This window comes from Streptomyces sp. S186 (assembly GCF_051603415.1).
In the GTDB taxonomy this organism is placed as follows: domain Bacteria; phylum Actinomycetota; class Actinomycetes; order Streptomycetales; family Streptomycetaceae; genus Streptomyces.
In genome coordinates, this window is the sequence record NZ_CP193932.1 from 4602700 (window position 1) to 4623093 (window position 20394).

The 20394-nt window shown below is 74.5% G+C and carries 17 protein-coding genes; 12 read left to right on the forward strand and 5 right to left on the reverse strand.

Annotated elements, in window-relative coordinates; translation table 11 throughout:
• Nucleotides 1-157: 157 nt before the first annotated feature.
• The 5 genes from ACRAS8_RS19800 to ACRAS8_RS19820 all read right to left on the reverse strand — a co-directional run bounded on the left by ACRAS8_RS19800 (nt 158) and on the right by ACRAS8_RS19820 (nt 7175).
• On the reverse strand, nt 158-1252 hold the full coding sequence (locus tag ACRAS8_RS19800; protein ID WP_438487359.1) for a 2-oxoacid:ferredoxin oxidoreductase subunit beta: 1095 nt from the start codon (nt 1250-1252) through the stop codon (nt 158-160).
• Nucleotides 1245-3197 carry a 2-oxoacid:acceptor oxidoreductase subunit alpha gene (locus ACRAS8_RS19805; RefSeq protein WP_438487360.1) on the reverse strand — a complete coding sequence of 651 codons (1953 nt, stop codon included), beginning with the start codon at nt 3195-3197 and terminating at the stop codon, nt 1245-1247. Before ACRAS8_RS19805 ends, ACRAS8_RS19800 begins: the two co-directional genes overlap by 8 nt.
• Nucleotides 3198-3516: 319 nt before the next feature.
• Nucleotides 3517-4176, reverse strand: a complete 660-nt coding sequence (locus ACRAS8_RS19810; RefSeq protein WP_438490542.1) for a response regulator transcription factor — start codon at nt 4174-4176, stop codon at nt 3517-3519.
• A 232-nt stretch (nt 4177-4408) separates the two neighbouring features.
• A complete protein-coding gene (locus ACRAS8_RS19815; RefSeq protein ID WP_438487361.1) occupies nt 4409-5752 on the reverse strand; it encodes a sensor histidine kinase in 1344 nt (447 codons plus the stop codon).
• A 196-nt stretch (nt 5753-5948) separates the two neighbouring features.
• A complete protein-coding gene (locus ACRAS8_RS19820; protein ID WP_438487362.1) occupies nt 5949-7175 on the reverse strand; it encodes a sensor histidine kinase in 1227 nt (408 codons plus the stop codon).
• 148 nt (nt 7176-7323) lie between these two features.
• Between ACRAS8_RS19820 and ACRAS8_RS19825 the strand changes: the two genes are divergently transcribed.
• The 12 genes from ACRAS8_RS19825 (at nt 7324) to ACRAS8_RS19880 (ending at nt 20252) form a co-directional block, all read left to right on the forward strand.
• Nucleotides 7324-8391: a secretion protein snm4 gene (locus tag ACRAS8_RS19825; RefSeq protein ID WP_438487363.1), complete on the forward strand. Its 1068-nt coding sequence runs from the start codon at nt 7324-7326 to the stop codon at nt 8389-8391.
• 472 nt (nt 8392-8863) lie between these two features.
• Nucleotides 8864-10081 (forward strand): hypothetical protein, encoded by a 1218-nt coding sequence (locus tag ACRAS8_RS19830; protein ID WP_438487364.1) that lies wholly within the window; start codon nt 8864-8866, stop codon nt 10079-10081.
• A gap of 278 nt (nt 10082-10359) precedes the next feature.
• The gene (locus tag ACRAS8_RS19835; protein WP_438487365.1) at nt 10360-10761 is read left to right on the forward strand and encodes an NADH-quinone oxidoreductase subunit A; all 402 of its coding nucleotides are present in this window, start codon (nt 10360-10362) and stop codon (nt 10759-10761) included.
• Nucleotides 10752-11408 carry an NADH-quinone oxidoreductase subunit B gene (locus ACRAS8_RS19840; RefSeq protein WP_438487366.1) on the forward strand — a complete coding sequence of 219 codons (657 nt, stop codon included), beginning with the start codon at nt 10752-10754 and terminating at the stop codon, nt 11406-11408. Before ACRAS8_RS19835 ends, ACRAS8_RS19840 begins: the two co-directional genes overlap by 10 nt.
• Nucleotides 11405-12583 carry an NADH-quinone oxidoreductase subunit C gene (locus ACRAS8_RS19845; protein WP_438487367.1) on the forward strand — a complete coding sequence of 393 codons (1179 nt, stop codon included), beginning with the start codon at nt 11405-11407 and terminating at the stop codon, nt 12581-12583. The genes ACRAS8_RS19840 and ACRAS8_RS19845 overlap by 4 nt, the downstream gene beginning before the upstream one ends.
• The gene (locus ACRAS8_RS19850; RefSeq protein WP_438487368.1) at nt 12580-13545 is read left to right on the forward strand and encodes a complex I subunit 1/NuoH family protein; all 966 of its coding nucleotides are present in this window, start codon (nt 12580-12582) and stop codon (nt 13543-13545) included. The genes ACRAS8_RS19845 and ACRAS8_RS19850 overlap by 4 nt, the downstream gene beginning before the upstream one ends.
• Entirely contained in the window at nt 13546-14115 is a 570-nt protein-coding gene (locus ACRAS8_RS19855; RefSeq protein ID WP_438487369.1) for a NuoI/complex I 23 kDa subunit family protein, read from the forward strand.
• Nucleotides 14112-14699 (forward strand): NADH-quinone oxidoreductase subunit J family protein, encoded by a 588-nt coding sequence (locus ACRAS8_RS19860; RefSeq protein ID WP_438487370.1) that lies wholly within the window; start codon nt 14112-14114, stop codon nt 14697-14699. The genes ACRAS8_RS19855 and ACRAS8_RS19860 overlap by 4 nt, the downstream gene beginning before the upstream one ends.
• Nucleotides 14699-15103 carry an NADH-quinone oxidoreductase subunit NuoK gene (nuoK, locus tag ACRAS8_RS19865; protein WP_438487371.1) on the forward strand — a complete coding sequence of 135 codons (405 nt, stop codon included), beginning with the start codon at nt 14699-14701 and terminating at the stop codon, nt 15101-15103. Before ACRAS8_RS19860 ends, nuoK begins: the two co-directional genes overlap by 1 nt.
• Complete coding sequence (locus tag ACRAS8_RS19870; protein ID WP_438487372.1) at nt 15100-17097, forward strand: NADH-quinone oxidoreductase subunit 5 family protein; 1998 nt, start codon at nt 15100-15102, stop codon at nt 17095-17097. The genes nuoK and ACRAS8_RS19870 overlap by 4 nt, the downstream gene beginning before the upstream one ends.
• 24 nt (nt 17098-17121) lie before the next feature.
• On the forward strand, nt 17122-18729 hold the full coding sequence (locus ACRAS8_RS19875; RefSeq protein ID WP_438490543.1) for a complex I subunit 4 family protein: 1608 nt from the start codon (nt 17122-17124) through the stop codon (nt 18727-18729).
• The gene (locus ACRAS8_RS19880) at nt 18729-20252 is read left to right on the forward strand and encodes an NADH-quinone oxidoreductase subunit N (RefSeq protein ID WP_438487373.1); all 1524 of its coding nucleotides are present in this window, start codon (nt 18729-18731) and stop codon (nt 20250-20252) included. The genes ACRAS8_RS19875 and ACRAS8_RS19880 overlap by 1 nt, the downstream gene beginning before the upstream one ends.
• Nucleotides 20253-20394: the final 142 nt, after the last annotated feature.

The window sequence follows — 20394 nt, forward strand, 5'->3', positions numbered from 1 at the left end:
GCGCGGGGCGGCCGGGCGGGGGCGCACCGCCGCCCGCTCGCTCCCCGCGCACCCGGCCCGGAACGCACGCGCGGGTGCCCGCGGGGAACGCCGTGGGGCGCTCCCGCGGGCACCCGCGGAGGATTTCCGGCCGGGCCGGCAGGCCGAGCCGGCCGGCCTAGCCGACGACCGTCCAGGTGTCGTTGCCGGCCAGCAGGGCGGCGAGGTCGCCCTTGCCCTTCTGCTCGACGGCGGTGTCCAGTTGCTCGGACATCAGCGTGTCGTAGACGGGCCGTTCGACGTCGCGCAGCACGCCGATCGGGGTGCGGTGCAGGGTGTCGGGGTCGGCGAGGCGGGAGAGGGCGAAGGCGGTGGTGGGGGAGGGGGTGTGGGCGTCGTGCACCAGGACGCCGTCGGTGCCCTCCTCGGTGACGTCGACGACCTTGAGGTCGCCGGTGGCCGCGTCGCGGACCACGCCCTGGGAGCCGAGGCCGTCGGCGGCCGGGGCGCCGAACCGGATCGGCTGCCCGTGCTCCAGCCGGATCACCGCTTCCTGGGCCTGGGTCTTGTCCTTGAGGACCTCGAAGGCGCCGTCGTTGAAGATGTTGCAGTTCTGGTAGATCTCCACCAGTGCCGCGCCGGGGTGGGCGGCGGCCGCGCGCAGCACCGAGGTGAGGTGCTTGCGGTCGGAGTCGACGGTGCGGGCCACGAAGGTCGCCTCGGCGCCCAGCGCCAGCGAGACCGGGTTGAACGGCGCGTCCAGCGACCCCATCGGCGTCGACTTGGTGATCTTGCCGACCTCGGAGGTGGGGCTGTACTGGCCCTTGGTCAGCCCGTAGATCCGGTTGTTGAACAGCAGGATCTTGAGGTTGACGTTGCGGCGCAGGGCGTGGATGAGGTGGTTGCCGCCGATGGAGAGGGCGTCGCCGTCGCCGGTGACGACCCAGACCGACAGGTCGCGGCGGGAGGACGCCAGGCCGGTGGCGATGGCCGGGGCGCGGCCGTGGATGGAGTGCATCCCGTAGGTGTTCATGTAGTACGGGAAGCGGGAGGAGCAGCCGATGCCGGAGACGAAGACGATGTTCTCCTTGGCCAGGCCCAGCTCCGGCATGAAGCCCTGGACGGCGGCGAGGACGGCGTAGTCACCGCAGCCGGGGCACCAGCGCACCTCCTGGTCGGACTTGAAGTCCTTCATGGACTGCTTCGCCGTGGCCTTGGGCACCAGGGACAGCGCCTCGATCTGCGCGGGCTGCTCCGAGACCGTGTCAGTCATTGATGGCCTCCTTAAGGACCTGCGCGAGCTGCTCGGCCTTGAACGGCATCCCGCTGACCTGGGTGTGCGAGCGCGCGTCGACGAGGTATCTCGCGCGCAGCAGGGTGGCGAGCTGGCCGAGGTTCATCTCCGGCACGATCACCTTCTCGTAACGCGCCAGGACCTCGCCCAGGTTCCCGGGGAAGGGGTTGAGGTGGCGCAGATGCGCCTGGGCGATGCGCTGGCCCGCGCCGCGGACCCGCCGGACCGCCGCGGTGATCGGCCCGTACGTCGAGCCCCAGCCCAGCACGAGGGTGTCCGCGCCGCGGCCGCTCTCGTCCGCCGGGTCGTCGACCTCGACGTCGGGGACGGTGATGCCGTCCACCTTGGCCTGGCGGGTGCGGACCATGAAGTCGTGGTTGGCCGGGTCGTAGGAGATGTTGCCGGTGCCGTCCTGCTTCTCGATGCCGCCGATGCGGTGCTCCAGGCCGGGCGTGCCGGGGACGGCCCAGGGGCGGGCCAGGGTCTGGCCGTCGCGCTTGTAGGGCCAGAAGACCTCGGTGCCGTCCGCCAGCCGGTGGTTGGGGCCGCTGGCGAACTGCACGCGCAGATCGGGCAGTTCGTCGATCTCGGGAATCCGCCAGGGCTCCGAGCCGTTGGCCAGATAGCCGTCGGAGAGCAGGAAGACCGGGGTGCGGTAGGTGAGCGCGATCCTCGCCGCGTCCAGCGCCGCGTCGAAGCAGTCGGCGGGCGTCCGCGGGGCCACGATCGGCACCGGTGCCTCGCCGTTGCGGCCGTACATCGCCTGCAGCAGGTCGGCCTGCTCGGTCTTGGTGGGCAGGCCCGTCGAGGGGCCGCCGCGCTGGATGTCCACGACCAGCAGCGGGAGTTCGAGGCTGACGGCCAGGCCGATGGTCTCGGACTTCAGCGCCACACCGGGGCCGGAGGTCGTCGTCACCGCCAGCGAGCCGCCGAACGCCGCGCCCAAAGCGGCGCCGATGCCCGCGATCTCGTCCTCCGCCTGGAAGGTGCGCACGCCGAAGTTCTTGTGCCGGGACAGCTCGTGCAGGATGTCCGAGGCCGGCGTGATCGGGTACGAGCCGAGGTACAGCGGCAGATCGGCCTGACGGGACGCGGCGATCAAACCGTAGGCCAGCGCGAGATTGCCGGAGATGTTGCGGTAGGTGCCCGTCGGGAAGGCCGTGGTGGCCGGCGCGACCTCGTAGGACGTGGCGAAGTCCTCGGTGGTCTCACCGAAGTTCCAACCCGCCCTGAACGCCGTGACGTTGGCCTCGGCGATGTCCGGCTTCTTGGCGAACTTCGCCCGCAGGAACTTCTCCGTCCCCTCCGTCGGCCGGTGGTACATCCACGACAGCAGGCCCAGCGCGAACATGTTCTTGCTGCGCTCGGCCTCCTTGCGGGAGAGCCCGAAGTCCTTGAGCGCCTCGATGGTCAGCGTCGTCAGCGGCACCGGGTGGACGTTGTACGCCGACAGCGAGCCGTCCTCCAGCGGATTGCTGTCGTAGCCGACCTTGGCCATCGGGCGCTTGGTGAACTCGTCGGTGTTGACGATGATCTCCGCGCCGCGCGGCACGTCGCCGATGTTGGCCTTCAGGGCGGCCGGGTTCATCGCGACCAGGACGTTCGGCGCGTCGCCGGGCGTGAGGATGTCGTGGTCGGCGAAGTGCAGCTGGAAGCTGGAGACACCCGGGAGGGTCCCGGCGGGGGCCCGGATCTCGGCGGGGAAGTTCGGCAGCGTCGACAGGTCGTTGCCGAACGACGCCGTCTCGGAGGTGAAACGGTCACCGGTGAGCTGCATACCGTCACCGGAGTCGCCGGCGAACCGGATGATCACCCGGTCCAGGCGCCGGACTTCCTTGCCCGGGCCGCCGTCGCCGGACGTGCGCTGTTCCCCGACTAGCGCTCCGTCGGCCTGCTCGGCTGTGCTACTGACCTGGCTGGTCACTGCTTCGGACCTCCCTCAAGGGGTGCGGCGTCCCCGCCGGACGCAGGGCGTGGGACGGGTCGTACCGACCGGTTGTCCCATAACCATCGTACTTGGGTAAGGGTGCCCTTCCCTGGTCCGGTCGCATGCTGGACGTCAGGATGAGACACCGTTCTGTCATGGTTTGTCATCGAATCACTGCCCCCGTCACCCCTGTCTCATGACGCACCGGCCTCCGTCATTGGTGCTAGGGCCATCGTTCTACGACCTGGCCCCGGGCCGCCGGTGAATCCGGGCATCGGCCACGTCAGGCAGCCGTATCTGACAGGGCGTCAGTTCGTCAGGATCCCAGGTAGGTGAGGACCGCGAGCACCCTGCGGTGATCCCCGTCACTCGGCGTCAGCCCCAGCTTCAGGAAGATGTTGCTGACGTGCTTCTCCACCGCGCCGTCGCTGACCACCAGCCGGCGGGCGATCGCCGCGTTGGTCCGCCCCTCGGCCATCAGCCCCAGCACCTCGCGCTCGCGCGGCGTCAGGTGCGCCAGCGTGTCCTGCTTGCGGCTGCGGCCCAGCAGCTGCGCCACCACCTCCGGGTCCAGCGCGGTGCCGCCGCGGGCCACCCGGACCACCGCGTCCACGAACTCCCGCACCTCGGCGACCCGGTCCTTCAGCAGATAGCCGATGCCCCGGCTCGACCCGGCCAGCAGCTCGGTCGCGTACTGCTCCTCGACGTACTGCGACAGCACCAGCACCGCGACCCCGGGGTGGTCCCGGCGCAGCCGCAGCGCGGCCCGGACGCCCTCGTCGGTGTGGGTGGGCGGCATCCGCACGTCCGCCACCACCACGTCCGGCGGGGTGCCCGCGGCGGCCAGGCCGTCGACGGTGCGTACCAGCGCCTCGCCGTCGCCGACGCCCGCCACGACCTCGTGGCCGCGGTCGGTCAGCAACCGGGTCAGGCCCTCCCGCAGCAGCACCGAGTCCTCGGCGATGACCACCCGCACTCTGTCCTCTGCGTTCCCTGTGTCCACTGCGGTCACCCTGTCCACCACGTCGCCACGACGTCCTTCCCCCGTGCTCCTACGGTCCGGTCTGCCGGTCCCCAGCATTCCAGCATCCGGACCGGGGCGGCGGGTGCGGGGCGGAACGGGACCGGGCCCGGGGTGAACGGGAGCGGCCGGGGCGGGGCCGGACCCCCGTCCCGGCCCCGCCCCGGTTCGCTCCCGGCCCGCGCGGTCAGCCGCGCCAGGGCAGCTCGGCGGTCACGGTGGTGGGACCGCCGGCCGGGGAGTCCACGACGAGCAGGCCGTCGACGGAGTCCAGCCGCTCGGCGAGCCCGTCCAGCCCGCCGCCGGTCCCGGTGCTCGCGCCGCCCCGGCCGTCGTCCGACACCGTCAGCAGCAGCGTCTCCGCGGTGCGCCAGACGTCCACCGTTGCGCGGTCCGCCCCGCTGTGCTTGGCGACGTTCTGCAGCAGCTCGGAGACGGTGAAGTAGGCGATGCCCTCGATGGCCGGGGCCGGGCGGCGGTCCAGGTCCACCTCGACCGCGACCGGCACCGGGCAGCGGCCGGCCAGCGACGCCAGCGCCGGGCCCAGGCCGCGGTCGGTGAGGATCGCCGGGTGGATGCCGCGGGCGAGGTCCCGCAGCTCCTGGAGCGCGATCTTCACCTCGCCGTGCGCCTCGTCGACCATCCGGGCCACGGTCTCGTCGGCCCGGCCCTCCGCCAGCTTCTCCTTCGCCATCCCCAGGTCCATCGCCAGCGCCACCAGCCGGGCCTGCGCCCCGTCGTGCAGATCCCGCTCGATCCGCCGCAGGTCGGCGGCGGCGGTGTCGGCCACCACCCCGCGGTCCGACTCCAGCTCGCCGACCCGGGTCGCCAGCGACGACGGGCCCAGCAGCCCCCGCACCAGCAGCCCGTCCACCGCCGTCAGCCCGCGGATCACCCACGGCCCGGCCAGCACCGCCAGCAGCCCGAGCACGCCGGTCACGCCGGCCGCCACCGGCGGGCTCACGTAGAGGACGGCGCCGCCGTCCCCCCACAGCTGGAGGCGGGGCAGCGCGGCGTACTGGGGCAGCAGCCAGTAGCAGAACGGGAGGGCCAGCAGCGCCCAGCCCACCGACCAGAACGTCACCGCGAGGACGAACGCGAACAGCGCCCACGGGAAGTGCAGGAACCCGTAGAGCAGATGCCGCCAGGACGCACCGCTCCTGAGCACCGCCGCGACCCACGGCAGCAGCCCCGGCTTCGCGGGGCGCGGCGGCTCGGGGGCGGCCACGTCCAGCCCCAGCAGGGCCCGCGCCCGGGCCCGCTCCACGGCGCCCAGCCCCCGGGCCCCGGCCAGCCCCCCGGCCAGCAGCGGGATGCCCAGGAACGTGATCAGCAGCCCGGCGCTCACCGAGACCACGGTGACCGCGTAGGCGAACGTCACACACGCCACCGGGAGGCCCAGCAACAGGTGCAGGAACTCCCGCCAGGTGCGCGCCGAGAAGGGGGCGCGCAGCCCCGCGGGCACCCGGTGGCGGCGGGGCCGCGGGGGGCGGTCGGGGTGCGCGGAGTACGCGGAGTGCGCGGTGTCCATGTCTCGTCGTCCGTCCGTTCTGGGTGGCGTGCGGTGCCGGTCTGCGTGGTGTCCGGTGCCGTTCTGGGTGGCGTCCGGGTGCCGGCGCCCGTCGGCCCACTACAGGGTCGGCGACCGGCGCGGCCCGTGCCATGAGGCTGCTCGCAGTCTTCCGCCGGGGGTTTTCCCCACCTCCGGCGCCGGGCCCGCGGCCCGTTCAGTGGCCGCCCCGGCCCCCGGGACGGCGGCCCGCCCCCGGCTCCGGCCGCGGCCGCCACGGCACCTCCGCCGTCACCCGGGTCGGCCCGCCCGGCGGCGAGTCCAGGACGAACAGTCCGTCCACCGCCCCCAGCCGGTCCGCGAGCCCGGCCATCCCGCTGCCGCCGTCGAGCCGCGCCCCGCCCCGCCCGTCGTCCATGACCTGCAGCAGCAGCCTGTCCCGGGACCGCCACACCTCCACCGACGCCTGCCGCGCCCCGCTGTGCTTGGCGACGTTCTGCAGCAGCTCGGAGACGGTGAAGTAGACGATCCCCTCGATGGCCGGCGCGGGGCGCTCGGCGAGGTCCACGGAGGTGGTGACCGGCACCGTGCAGCGGCCGGCCAGCGATGCCAGCGCCGGGCCCAGGCCGCGGTCGGTGAGGATCGCCGGGTGGATGCCGCGGGCGAGGTCCCGCAGCTCCTGGAGGGCCAGCTTCACCTCGCCGTGCGCCTCGTCGACCATCCGGGCCACGGTCTCGTCGGCCCGGCCCTCCGCCAGCTTCTCCTTCGCCAGGCCGAGCCCCATGGCGAGCGCCACCAGCCGGGCCTGTGCCCCGTCGTGCAGATCCCGCTCGATCCGCCGCAGATCGGCGGCGGCGGTGTCGGTGACCGCCCGCCGGTCCGACTCCAGCTCGGCGATCCGCCGCTCCAGCTCGTCGGAGGGCGACAGCAGCCCCCGCACCAGCGCCCGGTCCACGTCGGCCAGCCAGCGCGCCACCCACGGCAGCACCGGCCAGCCCACGAACAGCGAGACCAGGACGGTCGAGAAGGTGAGGACGCCCCACGGCAGCCGGACCACCGCGAACAGCGCGTGCCGCCACGCCACCGGGTCCTTCAGCCGCGGCCACAGCCATCCGAGGAACCCGCCCTCGCGGTTCTGCAGCGGGCTCGGCTCGGCCACCGTCACCCCGAGCCAGGCCCGCGCCCGGGCCCGCTCCAGCCGCCCGTAGAGCCGGCAGACCGTCAGGCCCGCGGCCAGCAGCGGCAGTCCGACGACCGTGACGGAGAGCCCCAGCCCCAGCGTCAGCCACACCACCAGCACCGCGAACGCCGCCACGTTCATCGGGAGGTTGGCCAGCAGATAGCCGATCTCCCGCCATGTCCAGGCGTCGAGCGGCGCCCGGGGCGGCGGCAGCGGCACTCCGTCGTCGTCGGCGTCGGCGGTGAGCTGGGAACTTTCCGTCATACGCCCCAGCTTGCCGGGGTCCGCGCCGCGCTGCCATGGGGTTCGTCGGGTGGCGGGCCGGGGGTTTGCCCCACCTCCCGTCCACCGGGCCCGGATTGCCCCGGGACACCATGGACAGGGCGCGGCACCGGGACCGTATGGTGTTGCGGTGCAGAAGGGCCGCGTGGACATGACGAGTGCGACGCCGGGCGCGGCTGCGGTCGTCCCGGCGGGGGCCCGCGGAGAGCGCGACCGCGGCCGCACCTGGACCGCGGCCGCCGCGAGCGCGCTGCTCGCCGCCGTCGCCGGGATCGCCGCCACCACCTGGTACGCGGCCGGCGCCGCCCCGTGGCTGGGCGGCGCGGCCGTACTGGCCGCGGGCGGCGGCGCGGCGCTCACCGCCACGCCCGGACGGCGCGCCGCGGGCACGGCCCTGCTGCTCACCGGCACCACCCTCGGGCTCCTCGCCGCCTGGCACGCGGCCCCCGGCGGCGCCGCCCGGCTCGCTGCCACCGGACTCACCGCGGCGGCCGCGCTGGCCCTGCTCGGCCTGCGCACCGGCCTGGGCCGCGGCGGCCTCACCGGCGCGGCCGCGGTCGCGCTCGCGGTCGGCGCCTGGGAACTCCTGCTGGCCCTGACCGACCCGGCCCGCACCGGCGTCGCCCTCGGCTTCCTCTCCGTACTGGCCCTCGGGACGCTGCCCCGCCTGGCCCTGCGCGCGGCCGGACTGACCGGGCTCGACGACCGGCACCCCGGCGGCACCCCGGCCGGCCACCAGCGGGCGGCCACCGCGCTGGCCGCCGCCCACCGGGGGCTGGCCCCGGCCACCGTGGCGACCGCCGCCTCGGCCGGCGCGGCCGGCGTCCTCGCGGCGGGCCGGCCCGGTCTCTGGACGGTGCTGACGGCGCTGCTGCTCGCCGTCGTCCTGCTCTCCCGGGCCCGCGCCTACCCGCTGGCCGCCGAGGTGGTCGCCCTGCTCGCCGCCGGAACGGCCGTCTGCGTACGGCTGGTTCTGCTCTGCGCGACGGACGGCGGCGGCCCGGCGCTCGCCCTGGCCGCGCTGGGCCTGCTGGCCGCCCTGCCGGTGGCCGCGCTCGCCGTCCGTCCGCCGGAACCGCTCCGCGACCGGCTGCGGCGCTGGCTCGATGTGGTGGAGTCGGTGAGCGTGGTGGCGCTGATCCCGGTGAGCCTCGGTGCGTTCGGCCTCTACGGGCTGCTGCTCGGAGCCGGCGGCTGAGGGGAGAGCCTGTGAAGAATCGCGTGCGGACCGGACGGCGCCGGAACGTTCCGGCCGGGCCCGGGAGTTCTGAAACGTGGCGGCAGGACGACCGGGCGGGTTGGCGGACATGGGGAACGGGAGACAGGGCGGAGGTGAGGGCCGGGTGACGCCGGAGGGAACGGGAGGCGTGGGCGGTGCGGCCATGGACGCGGTGAGCGGGACGGTTTCCGCCGGGGCCGATGGGCCGGGCGGTGCGGGCGGTTCAGGCGGTTCGAGTGCGCAGGGCGGTGCGGCGGTGAACGGTGGTGTGCCGGGCGCGCTGCCCGCCGGCGTTCCGATGCCGCCGGCTGCGCCGATGCCTGCCGCGCCCGGCGTGTCTCCGTTCGACCCGGGGCCTACGTACACACCCGCCCCGGCCCCTGCTCCCGTAGTGGCGCCCGCTCCCGCAGCGCCGCCCGTCCCCGCCGCCTCCGCGCCGGCGCCCGTTCCCATGGCCCCAGCGGCTCCTCCGGCACCACCCACACCCACCGCACCCCCCACACCCACCGCCCCACCCATCCCTCCATCCCCCGAGGCCGCCCAGCCCCCGCCCGCCCCCGGGCGCTACGGGCGTCCCGGGCTGCCGGCCCGCACGCCCGTCTCCGTACCGCTGCTGCCGCCCGAGCTGGCCGACGGGCAGCCCCGGCCACGCCGTGGCGACCCGCTGGCCCGGCGGGCGGGCCGGGCGCTGCGCCGGGCGTTCGCGTCCTCGCCGGCCGCCGAGACCGCCGCCCTCACCCGGGCCGCGCACGCCATTCAGCAGCCGGTCACCAGCGGCCGGCAGATCGCGGTGTCCAGCATCCGCGGCGGCGCGGGCAAGTCCACCGTCGCCGCCCTGCTCGCGCTGACCTTCGCGCACTACCGCCCCGACCCGGTGCTCGCCGTCGAGGCCGACCCGGCGCTGGGGACGCTCCCGCACCGGCTCGGCGCCCGCGAGGTTCGCTGGTCGGGCAGCGACCTGGCGCAGATCCTCGACCCGTCGATGCTGATCACGGACCTGACGGGCTATCTGCTGCCGTTCGCCGGCGGCGGCTGGCTGCTGCCCGGCAGCCAGGGCGCCATCGGCACCCGCCTCGACCTGGAGACCTACCGCGTGGTGATGACCTCGCTGCGCCGCCACTTCGCCGCCACGGTGGTGGACTGCGAGACGCTGCCCGCCGAGGTGGCGCGCACCGCGCTGGTGACAACCCAGGCCCGCGTCCTGGTCACCCCGGCGACCCCGGAGGGCGTGGCCGCCACCCGTTCCGTACTGGACTGGGTCGGCGGCCTGCACCCCGGACTGCTGCCGACGACGGTCGTGGTGCTCACCCACCCGTCGCCGGACAGCGGCGTCGACGTCCGCAGGGCCGCCGCGCATCTGGGCGCCGGCGGCGCGGCGGTGCTGCCGCTGCCCTACGACCGCCATCTGGCGGCGGGCGGCGCCATCCGCGCCGAGCTGCTGGGCGCCCGGACGCGGGAGGCGGCGGCCCGGATCGCGGCCGAGACGATGGACCGCGCGGTCTCCCGCGACCCGTCCCGCCGCCGGCCCCCACCACACCCGCCACACCCGGCTCCCGCCCACCAGCCCCAGGCCCAACCTCCCACCGCGCCCCCGCCCCCGGTGCGCCCCCAGGCACCCCCGCCCCCAACCGACCCCCGGGCCCCGTTCAACGCCGGCCCCCCGCGCTGACGAACGAACCCCCGGCACCCGTCCCGGTCCGCCCAGGCAGCACCATCCCGCCAGCCGGACGATTTCCGTCCGCCTACTGAGATGCCTGGTGAGGCGAACGCGCCGTCCGTCTACGCTGCCGGCCACCCAGGTACGGCGAAGTCGGGACGAAGTGCAGACGACCCCACCTCCCGCACTCACGCGGCTGCCCCGGCCGGCCGGGGCAGGGCCTAGACTCCCGTCCGTACAGATCGTGTAAAAGTCGTTTCAAGAAGCGCAGGCAGGGAGCGAGGGCGGACGTGCCGGACGCGACCGTACGCACCACCGTCGCCGCGGACTATTTCCAGGGCTATTCGGCCGTCGGGATCATCGCCGTGGTCGGGGTGCTGTTCGTCGCCGTGGCCTTCGGGGCCGGGCGGCTGCTCCGGCCTGTCGTGCCCACGCCCGAGAAGCTGCTGACGTACGAGTGCGGCGTGGACCCGGTCGGCGAGGGCTGGGCGCACACCCAGGTCCGCTACTACGTCTACGCCTTCCTCTACGTCGTCTTCGCCGTCGACTCGATCTTCCTGTTCCCCTGGGCGACGGTCTTCGCCGCGCCCGGTTTCGGCGGTGTGACGCTGGTGGAGATGTTCGTCTTCCTCGGCTTCCTCGCCGTCGGCCTGCTCTACGCGTACAAGAAGGGCGTCCTGCAATGGACGTGACCCCCGCCCCCGCCGGCTCCGAGGCCGCGCCCCGGAGCGCCGGCCCCGAGTTCCTGCCGGAGCCGCGGCGCCTCGGCGCGCTGGCCCGGCTCGCACCGGAACCGATGAAGGTGGTCCTCAACTGGGGCCGCCGCTACAGCCTGTGGGTCTTCAACTTCGGACTGGCCTGCTGCGCCATCGAGTTCATCGCCGCGTCCATGGCCCGGCACGACTTCATCCGGCTCGGCGTGATCCCGTTCGCGCCCGGCCCCCGCCAGGCCGACCTGATGGTCGTCTCCGGCACGGTGACGGACAAGATGGCCCCGGCCGTCAAGCGGCTCTACGAGCAGATGCCCGAGCCCAAGTACGTCATCTCCTTCGGCGCCTGCTCCAACTGCGGCGGCCCGTACTGGGACTCGTACGCGGTGACCAAGGGCGTCGACCAGATCATCCCGGTGGACGTCTACGTCCCCGGCTGCCCGCCCCGTCCGGAGGCGCTGCTCCAGGGCATCCTCAAGCTCCAGGAGAAGATCGCCCGCGAGTCGCTCGGCGAGCGCTACCAGCGCGCCGCCCGGCCGTCCGCCGCGGCCCTGCGCAGCGGCCTGGTGCCGCCGCCGGCCGCCCCGACGCCGGACGCGTCCGGAACCGTGGGGGAGGCCCCCCGATGACCGATCAGCCCGACCAGCACGAGCGGTCCGAGAAGCCCACGCAGCCCGAGCAGCCCGAGCGGCAGGACACCGCGGCGGCCGCCGAGCCGATCGCCGAGCCGGCCGTCGGCTGGCTGCCGGGCCCGGCCGGCGAGCTCTTCGGCCCCGGCGCCACCGCCGGGCTGGCGTACGACCTGCTGACCGTCGACGTCCCGGCGGACGCCTGGATCGCCGCGCTGACCGCCGCCCGCGACACCCTCGGCTGCACCTACTTCGACTGGCTGAGCGCCGTCGACGAGCCCGGCACCGGCTTCCGGATCTGCGCCCATCTCGCCGATGTGGCGCGCCCCGGCGCCGTACGCCGGCTGGTCGTGCGGACCACCGTGCCGCACGACGCGCCCGTGCTGCCCACCGCCGTGGGCGTGTTCGCGGGCGCCGGCTGGCACGAGCGGGAGACCCACGAGATGTTCGGCGTGGACTTCACCGGCCACCCGCACCTCGTGCCGCTGCTGCTGCCGGACGCGTTCGAGGGCCATCCGCTGCGCAAGGACTTCGTGCTGGCGGCCCGGGTGGCCAAGGCGTGGCCGGGCGCGAAGGAGCCCGGCGAGTCGGAGCACGGCGGCCCCAAGCGGCGGCAGATGCTGCCCCCGGGCGTCCCCGACCCCAACGAGTGGGGCCCGCTCAAGGGCCAGCTGCCGCCCGCCCCAGCGCGGCCGGCCCGTGGTGCGCGGGCGGCGGCCGCCGGTGGCGAGCGCCCGCCCCGCCGCACCCGCAGCGCGAGCGCGGGCTCGGCGAGCCAGCAGACACCGGCAGCCGAGGCACCGGCGGCCGAGGCACCGGCCGGCACCCCGGCCGAACGCCCGGCCCGCGCCGCGCGCCCGGACCGCCCGCCCCGGCGCAACCGGTCGGTGAGCGAGGGCTCGGTCAGCCAGCAGGCAGCGGCCGCCCGGCCGGCCGCGCCCCCGCGCTCCGCCGACGCGCCCTGGCACCACGCCCGCCCGGCCTTCGACGAAGCGGAAGCCGCCGGGAAGCCCGCGCCGGCCCCCGAGTCCGGGCAGGCCGACGCACCGGAGCCGACGCCCCCGTCGCAGCCCGAAGCGGCACCGGCCCCGGAGACCACTCCGGACACCACCCCGGAGCGGCCCGGCAGCCCGCCCGCCCCACGGCCCGAAGACGAAGGAGGCGACACCCCGTGAGCGACACCCTCGCCCTGGTTCTGCGCCTGCTCGCCGTCTTCGTCGTCTTCCTGGTCTTCCCGCTGGTCATCGGCCAGACCGAGCACAAGGTCATGGCCCATATGCAGGGCCGGCTCGGCCCGATGTACGCCGGCGGCTTCCACGGCTGGGCGCAGCTGGTCGCCGACGGCGTGAAGTTCGCGCAGAAGGAGGACGTCGTCCCGGCCGGCGCCGACCGGCGGATCTTCCAGCTCGCGCCGGCGGTCGCGCTGCTGCCGTACCTCCTGGTCCTGGTCGCCATCCCGGTCGGGCCGGGCAACGCCGTCGGGCAGGCCCTGGACGCCGGCGTCTTCTTCGTGCTCGCCGTGATGGGCGTCGGCGTGCTCGGCTCCCTGATGGCGGGCTGGGCGTCGGCGAACAAGTTCTCCCTGCTCGGCGGCCTGCGGACGGCTGCACAGCTGCTCGCCTACGAACTGCCGATGCTGCTGGCCGCCGCGTCCGTCGCGATGGCCGCCGGCACCCTCTCGCTGCCCGGCATCCTCGACGCCTTCCACTGGTGGTGGGTGCCGTGGCAGATCATCGGCGGGGTGGTGTTCTTCACCGCCGGCCTCGCCGAGCTCCAGCGGCCGCCGTTCGACATGCCGGTCGCCGACTCGGAGATCATCTTCGGCGCGTACACCGAGTACACCGGGCTGCGTTTCGCGCTCTTCCTGCTCGCCGAGTACGCCGGCATCGTCGTGCTCAGCGCCCTGACCGCGGTCCTCTTCCTGGGCGGCTGGCACGGCCCGTTCGGCGCCGACGGCCTGGGCTGGCTGTGGACGCTGGTCAAGACCGTGGGCTTGAGCTTCGTCGTCATCTGGCTGCGGGTCACCTACCCGCGGCTGCGCGAGGACCAGCTGCAGAAGCTCGCCTGGACGGTCCTCATTCCGCTCGCACTCGCCCAGATCGCCCTCACCGGCGTCGTCAAGGTGGTGATCTCCTAGATGGGCATCCCCGGTTCCGGCCTTGCCAAGGGCCTGGCCGTCACCCTCCGCACGATGACGCGGAAGTCCGTCACCGCGCAGTACCCGGACGTCCAGCCCGACCTCGCGCCGCGCACCCGCGGCGTCATCGGGCTGTTCGAGGAGAACTGCACGGTCTGCATGCTGTGCGCCCGCGAGTGCCCCGACTGGTGCATCTACATCGACTCCCACAAGGAGACGGTGCCGCCGGCCGCCCCCGGGGGCCGGGAGCGCAGCCGCAACGTCCTGGACCGCTTCGCGATCGACTTCGCGCTGTGCATGTACTGCGGGATCTGCATCGAGGTCTGCCCCTTCGACGCGCTGTTCTGGTCGCCGGAGTTCGAGTACGCCGAGACCGACATCCGCGAGCTGACCCACGAACGCGACAAGCTGCGCGAGTGGATGTGGACGGTGCCCGAGCCGCCCGCCCCGGACCCGGCGGCCGAGGAGCCCAAGGAGATCGCCGCCGCCCGCAAGACCGCGGACAAGCTCGCCGCCCAACAGGCCGCCGAAGCACAGGAACACCGGCAGTCCCAGGGGGAGGGAACGTGACGCTCGCCGCCGCAAGCCACGGCTTCCTCTCGCCCACCGGCGTAGAGATCGCCTTCGTCCTCGTCGGCATCGCCACCCTCGGCGCCGCGCTGCTGACCGTCGGCTCCCGCCAGCTGGTGCACGCCGCGCTCTGGCTGGTGGTCGCCCTCGGCGGGATCGCCGTCGAATACCTCCTGCTCACCGCCGAGTTCATCGCCTGGGTGCAGGTGCTGATCTACGTCGGCTCCGTGGTCGTGCTGCTGCTCTTCGGACTGATGCTGACCAAGGCGCCCATCGGGCCGTCCCCGGACGCCGACTCGGGCAACCGCTGGGCGGCGCTGACGGTGGCCGGCGCCTCGGCCGCGGCCCTGGTCTGGGTCGTCGCCGACGCCTTCCGCGCCACCTGGATCGACCTCGACGGGGCCGCCCAGGGATCCGCCGCGGCCTCCGGGAACAGCCTGTTCCGCTACTGGGTGCTGCCCTTCGAGGCGCTCTCCGTCCTGCTGCTCGCCGCGCTCGTCGGCGCGATCGTGCTGTCCCGGCGGGGCGGCGGCGCGAAGGGCGCCGCCGAGACCACGCCCCCGGCCGCGGGGGAGGGGCGCTGATGCATCTCGCGTACCCGGCGGTCCTCGCCGTCCTCCTCTTCTGCACCGGCCTGTACGGCGTGCTCGCGCGCCGCAACGCGATCCTGGTGCTGATGTCCGTCGAGCTGATGCTCAACGCCGTCAACCTCAACCTCGTCGCCTTCGACGTCTGGCTGCGCGACACCCTGCACGCCGGCCAGGCGCTCACCCTCTTCACCATCGCCGTCGCCGCCGCCGAGATCGGCATCGGCCTGGCGATCGTGCTGCTCGTCTACCGCAACCGCGGCAGCTCCGACATCGACCGGCTCCGCGACCTCGCCGAGCGGCCGGCCGGGCCCTCCGGTCCGGGCGCCCCGGGCAGCCCGGTCGGTGCGGCCGGGGCGCGGCAGCCGCAGCCGGACACCGGGGCGGAGGCCACCGCGTGACGCTCACCACCACCGCCGTACTCGTCCCCCTGCTGCCCTTCCTCGGGGCCGTCGCCGGCCTCCTCACCGGCCGCCGGTCGCCCGGCTTCGTCCGGCCGCTGGCCGTGCTGCCGACGTTCGCCGCGGCGCTGCTGACCATTGCCGTCGCCGTCGGCCAGGGCGGCGGACCGGCCACCGACGTCGCCACCCGGCTCACCCCGACCGGCTCGCTCCCGATCGACCTGGCGCTGCACATCGACGGCTTCGCCGCGCTGATCGGCGTCCTCGTCGGCACCGTGGCGACCTGCGTGCAGATCTACTCCACGGCGTATCTGCGCGACGACCCGCGCTACCCGTCCTACGCCGCGCTGGTCTCGCTCTTCACCTCCGCGATGCTGCTGGTCGTCTACACCGGCGACCTGATGGTGCTGCTGGTCGGCTGGGAAGTGATGGGCATCTGCTCGTACTTCCTCGTCGGCCACTACTGGGAGACCGAGGTCGCCCGCGCCGCGTCCCTCAAGGCGTTCCTCGTCACCAAGCTCGGCGACGTGCCCTTCCTCTTCGGCATCTTCGCGCTGGCCGCCGACGCCGGGACCTTCCGGATCACCGGCATCCTCGGCCACGTCGCCCGCGACGGGCTGCACCACCCGACGCTGATCGCGCTGCTGCTGCTGGCCGGTGTCGCCGGCAAGTCGGCGCAGTTCCCGCTGCACACCTGGCTCCCGGACGCGATGGCCGGCCCGACGCCGGTCTCCGCGCTGATCCACGCCGCGACGATGGTCGCCGCCGGTGTGTACGTCGTCGCCCGCCTCCTCCCGGTCTTCGCCGCCTCCGCGGCGGCGCTGGTCGTGCTCGCCGTCCTGGCCGCGGTGACCATGGTCGGCTCCGCCCTGGCCGCGCTGGCCCAGGACGACATCAAGCGGGTGCTGGCCTACTCGACCGTCGGCCAGCTCGGCTACATGACCGGCGCGCTGGCCGTCGGCGACCGCGGCGCCGCCGTCTTCCACCTCCTGGCGCACGGTGCGTTCAAGGCCCTCCTCTTCCTCGGCGCGGGCGTGATCATCCACGCTGCGGGCACCAACTCGCTGGCCGCCATGTCCCGGATGAGCGGCCTGGCCCGGCGCGTCCCGGACGCCGCCTGGACGCTGGCCGTCGCCCTGCTCGCGCTCGCCGCGATCCCGCCGTTCGCCGGCTTCTTCTCCAAGGAAGCCGTCCTGGGCGCCGCCGAGCACGCCGCCACCGGCCACGCGGCCGGCGTCCCCGGCCTCGCCGGCTGGACCGTCCTGGTCTCCGGCCTGCTCACCGCCCTCCTCACCGCCGCCTACGCCACCCGGCTGTGGCTGCTCGTCTTCCGCGGCACCGGCCCAGAGGTCCCGGACCACGGCAAGCAGCCGCTCGCCATGACCGCCACCCTGTGGGTGCTCTTCGTCCCCACCGTCGGCTTCGGACTGACCGCCCCCCTCCTGCCCGCGTGGTTCGACGGGCGCTCGCTCGAACCGACCGCCACCACCTCCGTGCTCGGCACCGGTGCCGCCCTCGTCGGCGGCCTGCTCACCTACGCCGCCTGGCGCCACACCGGCGCCCGTGCCGCCCGCGCCCCGATCGGTGCCGTCGCGGTCGTCGAGGACGCCGCCCCCGCCCTCGCCGAGGAGCTGGCCATCGTCACCCACCCGCCGGCCTACGGCGACGCCGTCGGCGCCACGGACCCGGCCGACCCCGGCCGGCTCCTGCTCGGCCCGCTGCACCGCCACGCGGCCGTCGGCTTCCACCTCGACGCGGTCTACTCCGCGCTGTTCGTCCGGCCCACCCGCGCGGCCGCGACCCTCGTCCGCTTCCTGGACCGGGCGGTCGTCGACACCTACGTCAGCGGCGCGGGCGCCGCCCCCCGCTGGCTGGGCGCCGCCGTCCGCCGCGCCCAGACCGGCAACGTGCAGACCTACCTCGGGGCGCTGCTGGGCGGCGCGCTCGTCCTGGCCGTCGCCGCCGTCCTCGTCGCCACGGGCACGGGAGCCTGACCGATGCACCTGAATCACACCGCCATGCAGATCCTCCTCGCGGGCTCCGTCGTCCTCCCCCTGATCGGCGCGCTCGCCGCGCTGCTCCCGGCCCCGCCCGGCCTCAAGGGGAAGAACCCCGACCAGGCCGTGCTGCGCCACGGCGTGACCGTCACCGGCGTGGTGCTCGCCGCCACGATCGCGCTGGCCGCCGGCTTCGACCACGCTCACCCGGCGCGTATGCAGGCCACCACCGACCTCAGCTGGATCCCGGCTCTCGGCATCCGCGTCCACCTCGGTGTCGACGGCATCTCGCTCCCCCTCCTCGTCCTGACCGCGCTGCTGACCTTCCTCTGCGCCGTCTACAGCTACTTCAACATGCCAACGGGCCCGTCCCCCAAGGCATTTGTGGCGCTGATCCTCGTCCTGGAATCCGGCACCCTCGCGACCTTCGCCGTCCTGGACCTGATGCTCTTCTTCCTCGCCTTCGAGATGGTCCTCATCCCGATGTACTTCCTCATCGCCCGCTGGGGCGGCGCCGGAAGGCAGGCGGCGGCCTGGAAGTTCATCCTCTACACGCTGCTCGGCTCGGTCGTCATGCTGCTCGGCCTCCTCCTCATCGGGCTGAAATCCGGCACCTTCGACATGGTCGCACTGGCCACTGACAATGGCCCGAAAGCCCAGCTCAGCCACACCGTCCAGCTCGTCGCGGTGCTCGCCGTCGGCATCGGACTGGCCGTCAAGTCCCCGATGTGGCCGCTGCACAGCTGGCTGCCGGACGCGCACACCGCCGCCCCCACCGCCGGCTCGGTGCTGCTGGCCGGCGTCCTGCTCAAGATGGGCACCTACGGCCTCGTCCGGATCGCGCTGCCGATCACCCCCGACGGCCTGCACACCCTCGCGCCCTACCTCGCCGCCCTGGCCGCCGTCGGCATCGTCTACGGCTCGCTGGCCTGCCTGGCTCTGGTGCGCACGGGCGCCAGGGGCGACCTCAAGCGCCTGATCGCCTACAGCTCCGTCGGCCACATGGGCTTCGTCCTGCTCGGCATCGCGAGCATGACCCCCACCGGCGTCAACGGCGCGCTGTTCGCCAACATCGCCCACGGCCTGATCACCGGCCTGCTCTTCTTCCTCGTCGGCGGCCTCAAGGACCGCACCGGGACCACGGACCTCGATCAGCTGGCGGGCGCCACCGGCGCCGCCCTCTACGGCCGGGCCCCCCGCTTCGGCGGCCTGCTCGCCTTTGGTGCCGTCGCCTCCCTGGGCCTGCCCGGACTGGCCGGCTTCTGGGGCGAGATGCTGGCGATGTTCGGCGCCTTCCACCCCGCCGCCGGGCTCAGCCGCCCCGCGTTCCTGACGTTCATGGCCCTGGCCGGCCTCGGCACCCTGCTGACCGCCGGGTACCTGCTGCTGGTCGTCCGCCGGGTCTGCATGGGCGGCACCCTGAAGGCCCCGGCCGCCCCGGCTTCCCCGGCCGGCCCCGACGACACCGGCGGGCCCGCCACCGCCCCCGCCCTCCCCGACCTCGCGCGCTACGAATACGCGGCCTGGAGCCCCCTGGCCGTCCTGACCGTCCTCGCCGGACTGTGGCCCGCGGCCCTCCTCGGCCTCACCGACCCGGCCGTCCAGCAGCTCCTCGGAGGCGGTAAGTGATGACCCAGGCCCTCTCGCTGGTCCAGTCCGTCGACTGGCTCGCCATCGCCCCGCCCACCCTCGCCGCGGCCGTCGCCCTGGTCGTGCTGGTCGCCGACCTCTTCCTGCCCGCCGCCCGGAAGTCCCTGCTGGGCTGGCTCGCGACCGCCGGCCTGGCCGCCGCCGCGCTCCTGCTGCTGCCCCTCCTGGACGGCCGGCGCCGCACCTTCTGCCTGACGGGCACCCCCACCGCGTGCAGCTACGTGGCCGACCACTTCACCCTGGTCATCCAGTTCCTGGTGCTCGCCGGCGCGCTCCTGACGGCCCTGCTGTCCATCGACACCCTCAAGGACCACGACCTGCCCGCGGGCGAGTACTGGTTCCTGCTGCTCTCCTCCGCGGCCGGCGCCGCCCTGCTGCCCGCCTCCCGCGACCTGGCCACCCTGGTCATCGCCCTGGAGGTCGCCTCGCTGCCCGCCTTCGCCCTGGTCGGGCTGCGCCGCGGCGACCGGCTCTCCTCCGAGGCGGCACTGAAGTTCTTCCTCTCCTCGGTGGCCGCCACCGCCGTGATGCTCCTCGGCGTCAGCTTCGTCTACGCCGCCACCGGCAGCCTCCACCTCTCCCGGGTGGCGCACGCCCTCACGGCCCTCCCGGATCCCCGCCTGGCCACCCTGGCCGGCACCGGTGTCGCCCTCACCCTCGTCGGCTTCGCCTTCAAGACCGCCGCCGCCCCGTTCCACTTCTGGGTGCCCGACACCTACGTCGGTGCGCCGCTGCCGATCGCCGCGTATCTCTCCGTGGTCGGCAAGGCCGTCGGCTTCTCCGGCCTGATCCTCGTCACCGTCCAGGGGTTCCCCGCGTACGCGGACGTCTGGGGCCCGGCGCTGGCCGTGCTCGCCGCGCTCACCATGACCGTCGGCAACGCCGCCGCGCTCCGCCAGGACCCGGCCCGCACCCACAGCGCCGTCCGCCTGCTCGCCTGGTCCTCCGTCGGCCAGGCCGGCTACCTGCTGGTCCCGATCGCCGCGGCCGGCTACGCCCACGACCCCGCGCACGCCATCGGCTCCACCGTGGCCTACGCCCTGATGTACGCCGCGGTGAACCTCGGCGCCTTCGCCGTCGCCGCCCTGGTGGCCCGCACCAGCCCCGCCAACCGCCTCGCCGACTACCGGGGCCTCTACCACCGCCGCCCCCTGGTGGCGTTCGCCCTCGGCTTCTTCCTCCTCTGCCTCGCGGGCCTGCCGCCGGGCATCATCGGCCTGTTCGCCAAGGTCACGGTCTTCTCGTCGGCGGTCGATGCCGGACTCGGCTGGCTCGCCGTGGTCATGGCCGTCAACGTCGTGATCGCGCTCTACTACTACCTCCAGTGGACCGCGCTCCTCTTCCGGCCCGCCGAGGCCCCGGCCGTCGAGCCCGCCGAGCAGCCCCGCGCCCCGATCCCGGCGGCCCTGTCCACCGCCCTGGCCCTCGCCACCGTCCTGGGCGTCGCCCTCTCCGGCGCTCCCCAGCTCGTCCTCCGCTTCGCCGCCGGCGCCCTCCTCTAGACCGGCCCGCGCCCTCCTCTGGGCCGGGTGGCGGCCGGCCCCACCCGGTGCCCACCGGTCCCCACCCGGCCCGACCGGCCACGCGCCGGGGAACCACCCCCGCCGCTCTCGCGTTGACCAGGGAGCAAGGGTCCACTGGAGA

Bases quoted from the DNA above. Each gene is read 5' to 3' on its own strand.
- ACRAS8_RS19830 (WP_438487364.1), top strand. From the start codon at position 8,864: ATGGCCCCAGCGGCTCCTCCGGCACCACCCACACCCACCGCACCCCCC.
- ACRAS8_RS19875 (WP_438490543.1), top strand. From the start codon at position 17,122: ATGCAGATCCTCCTCGCGGGCTCCGTCGTCCTCCCCCTGATCGGCGCG.
- ACRAS8_RS19815 (WP_438487361.1), bottom strand. From the start codon at position 5,752: ATGGACACCGCGCACTCCGCGTACTCCGCGCACCCCGACCGCCCCCCG.
- ACRAS8_RS19855 (WP_438487369.1), top strand. From the start codon at position 13,546: ATGGGCATCCCCGGTTCCGGCCTTGCCAAGGGCCTGGCCGTCACCCTC.
- nuoK (WP_438487371.1), top strand. From the start codon at position 14,699: ATGCATCTCGCGTACCCGGCGGTCCTCGCCGTCCTCCTCTTCTGCACC.
- ACRAS8_RS19880 (WP_438487373.1), top strand. From the start codon at position 18,729: ATGACCCAGGCCCTCTCGCTGGTCCAGTCCGTCGACTGGCTCGCCATC.
- ACRAS8_RS19800 (WP_438487359.1), bottom strand. From the start codon at position 1,252: ATGACTGACACGGTCTCGGAGCAGCCCGCGCAGATCGAGGCGCTGTCC.
- ACRAS8_RS19845 (WP_438487367.1), top strand. From the start codon at position 11,405: ATGACCGATCAGCCCGACCAGCACGAGCGGTCCGAGAAGCCCACGCAG.
- ACRAS8_RS19840 (WP_438487366.1), top strand. From the start codon at position 10,752: ATGGACGTGACCCCCGCCCCCGCCGGCTCCGAGGCCGCGCCCCGGAGC.
- ACRAS8_RS19820 (WP_438487362.1), bottom strand. From the start codon at position 7,175: ATGACGGAAAGTTCCCAGCTCACCGCCGACGCCGACGACGACGGAGTG.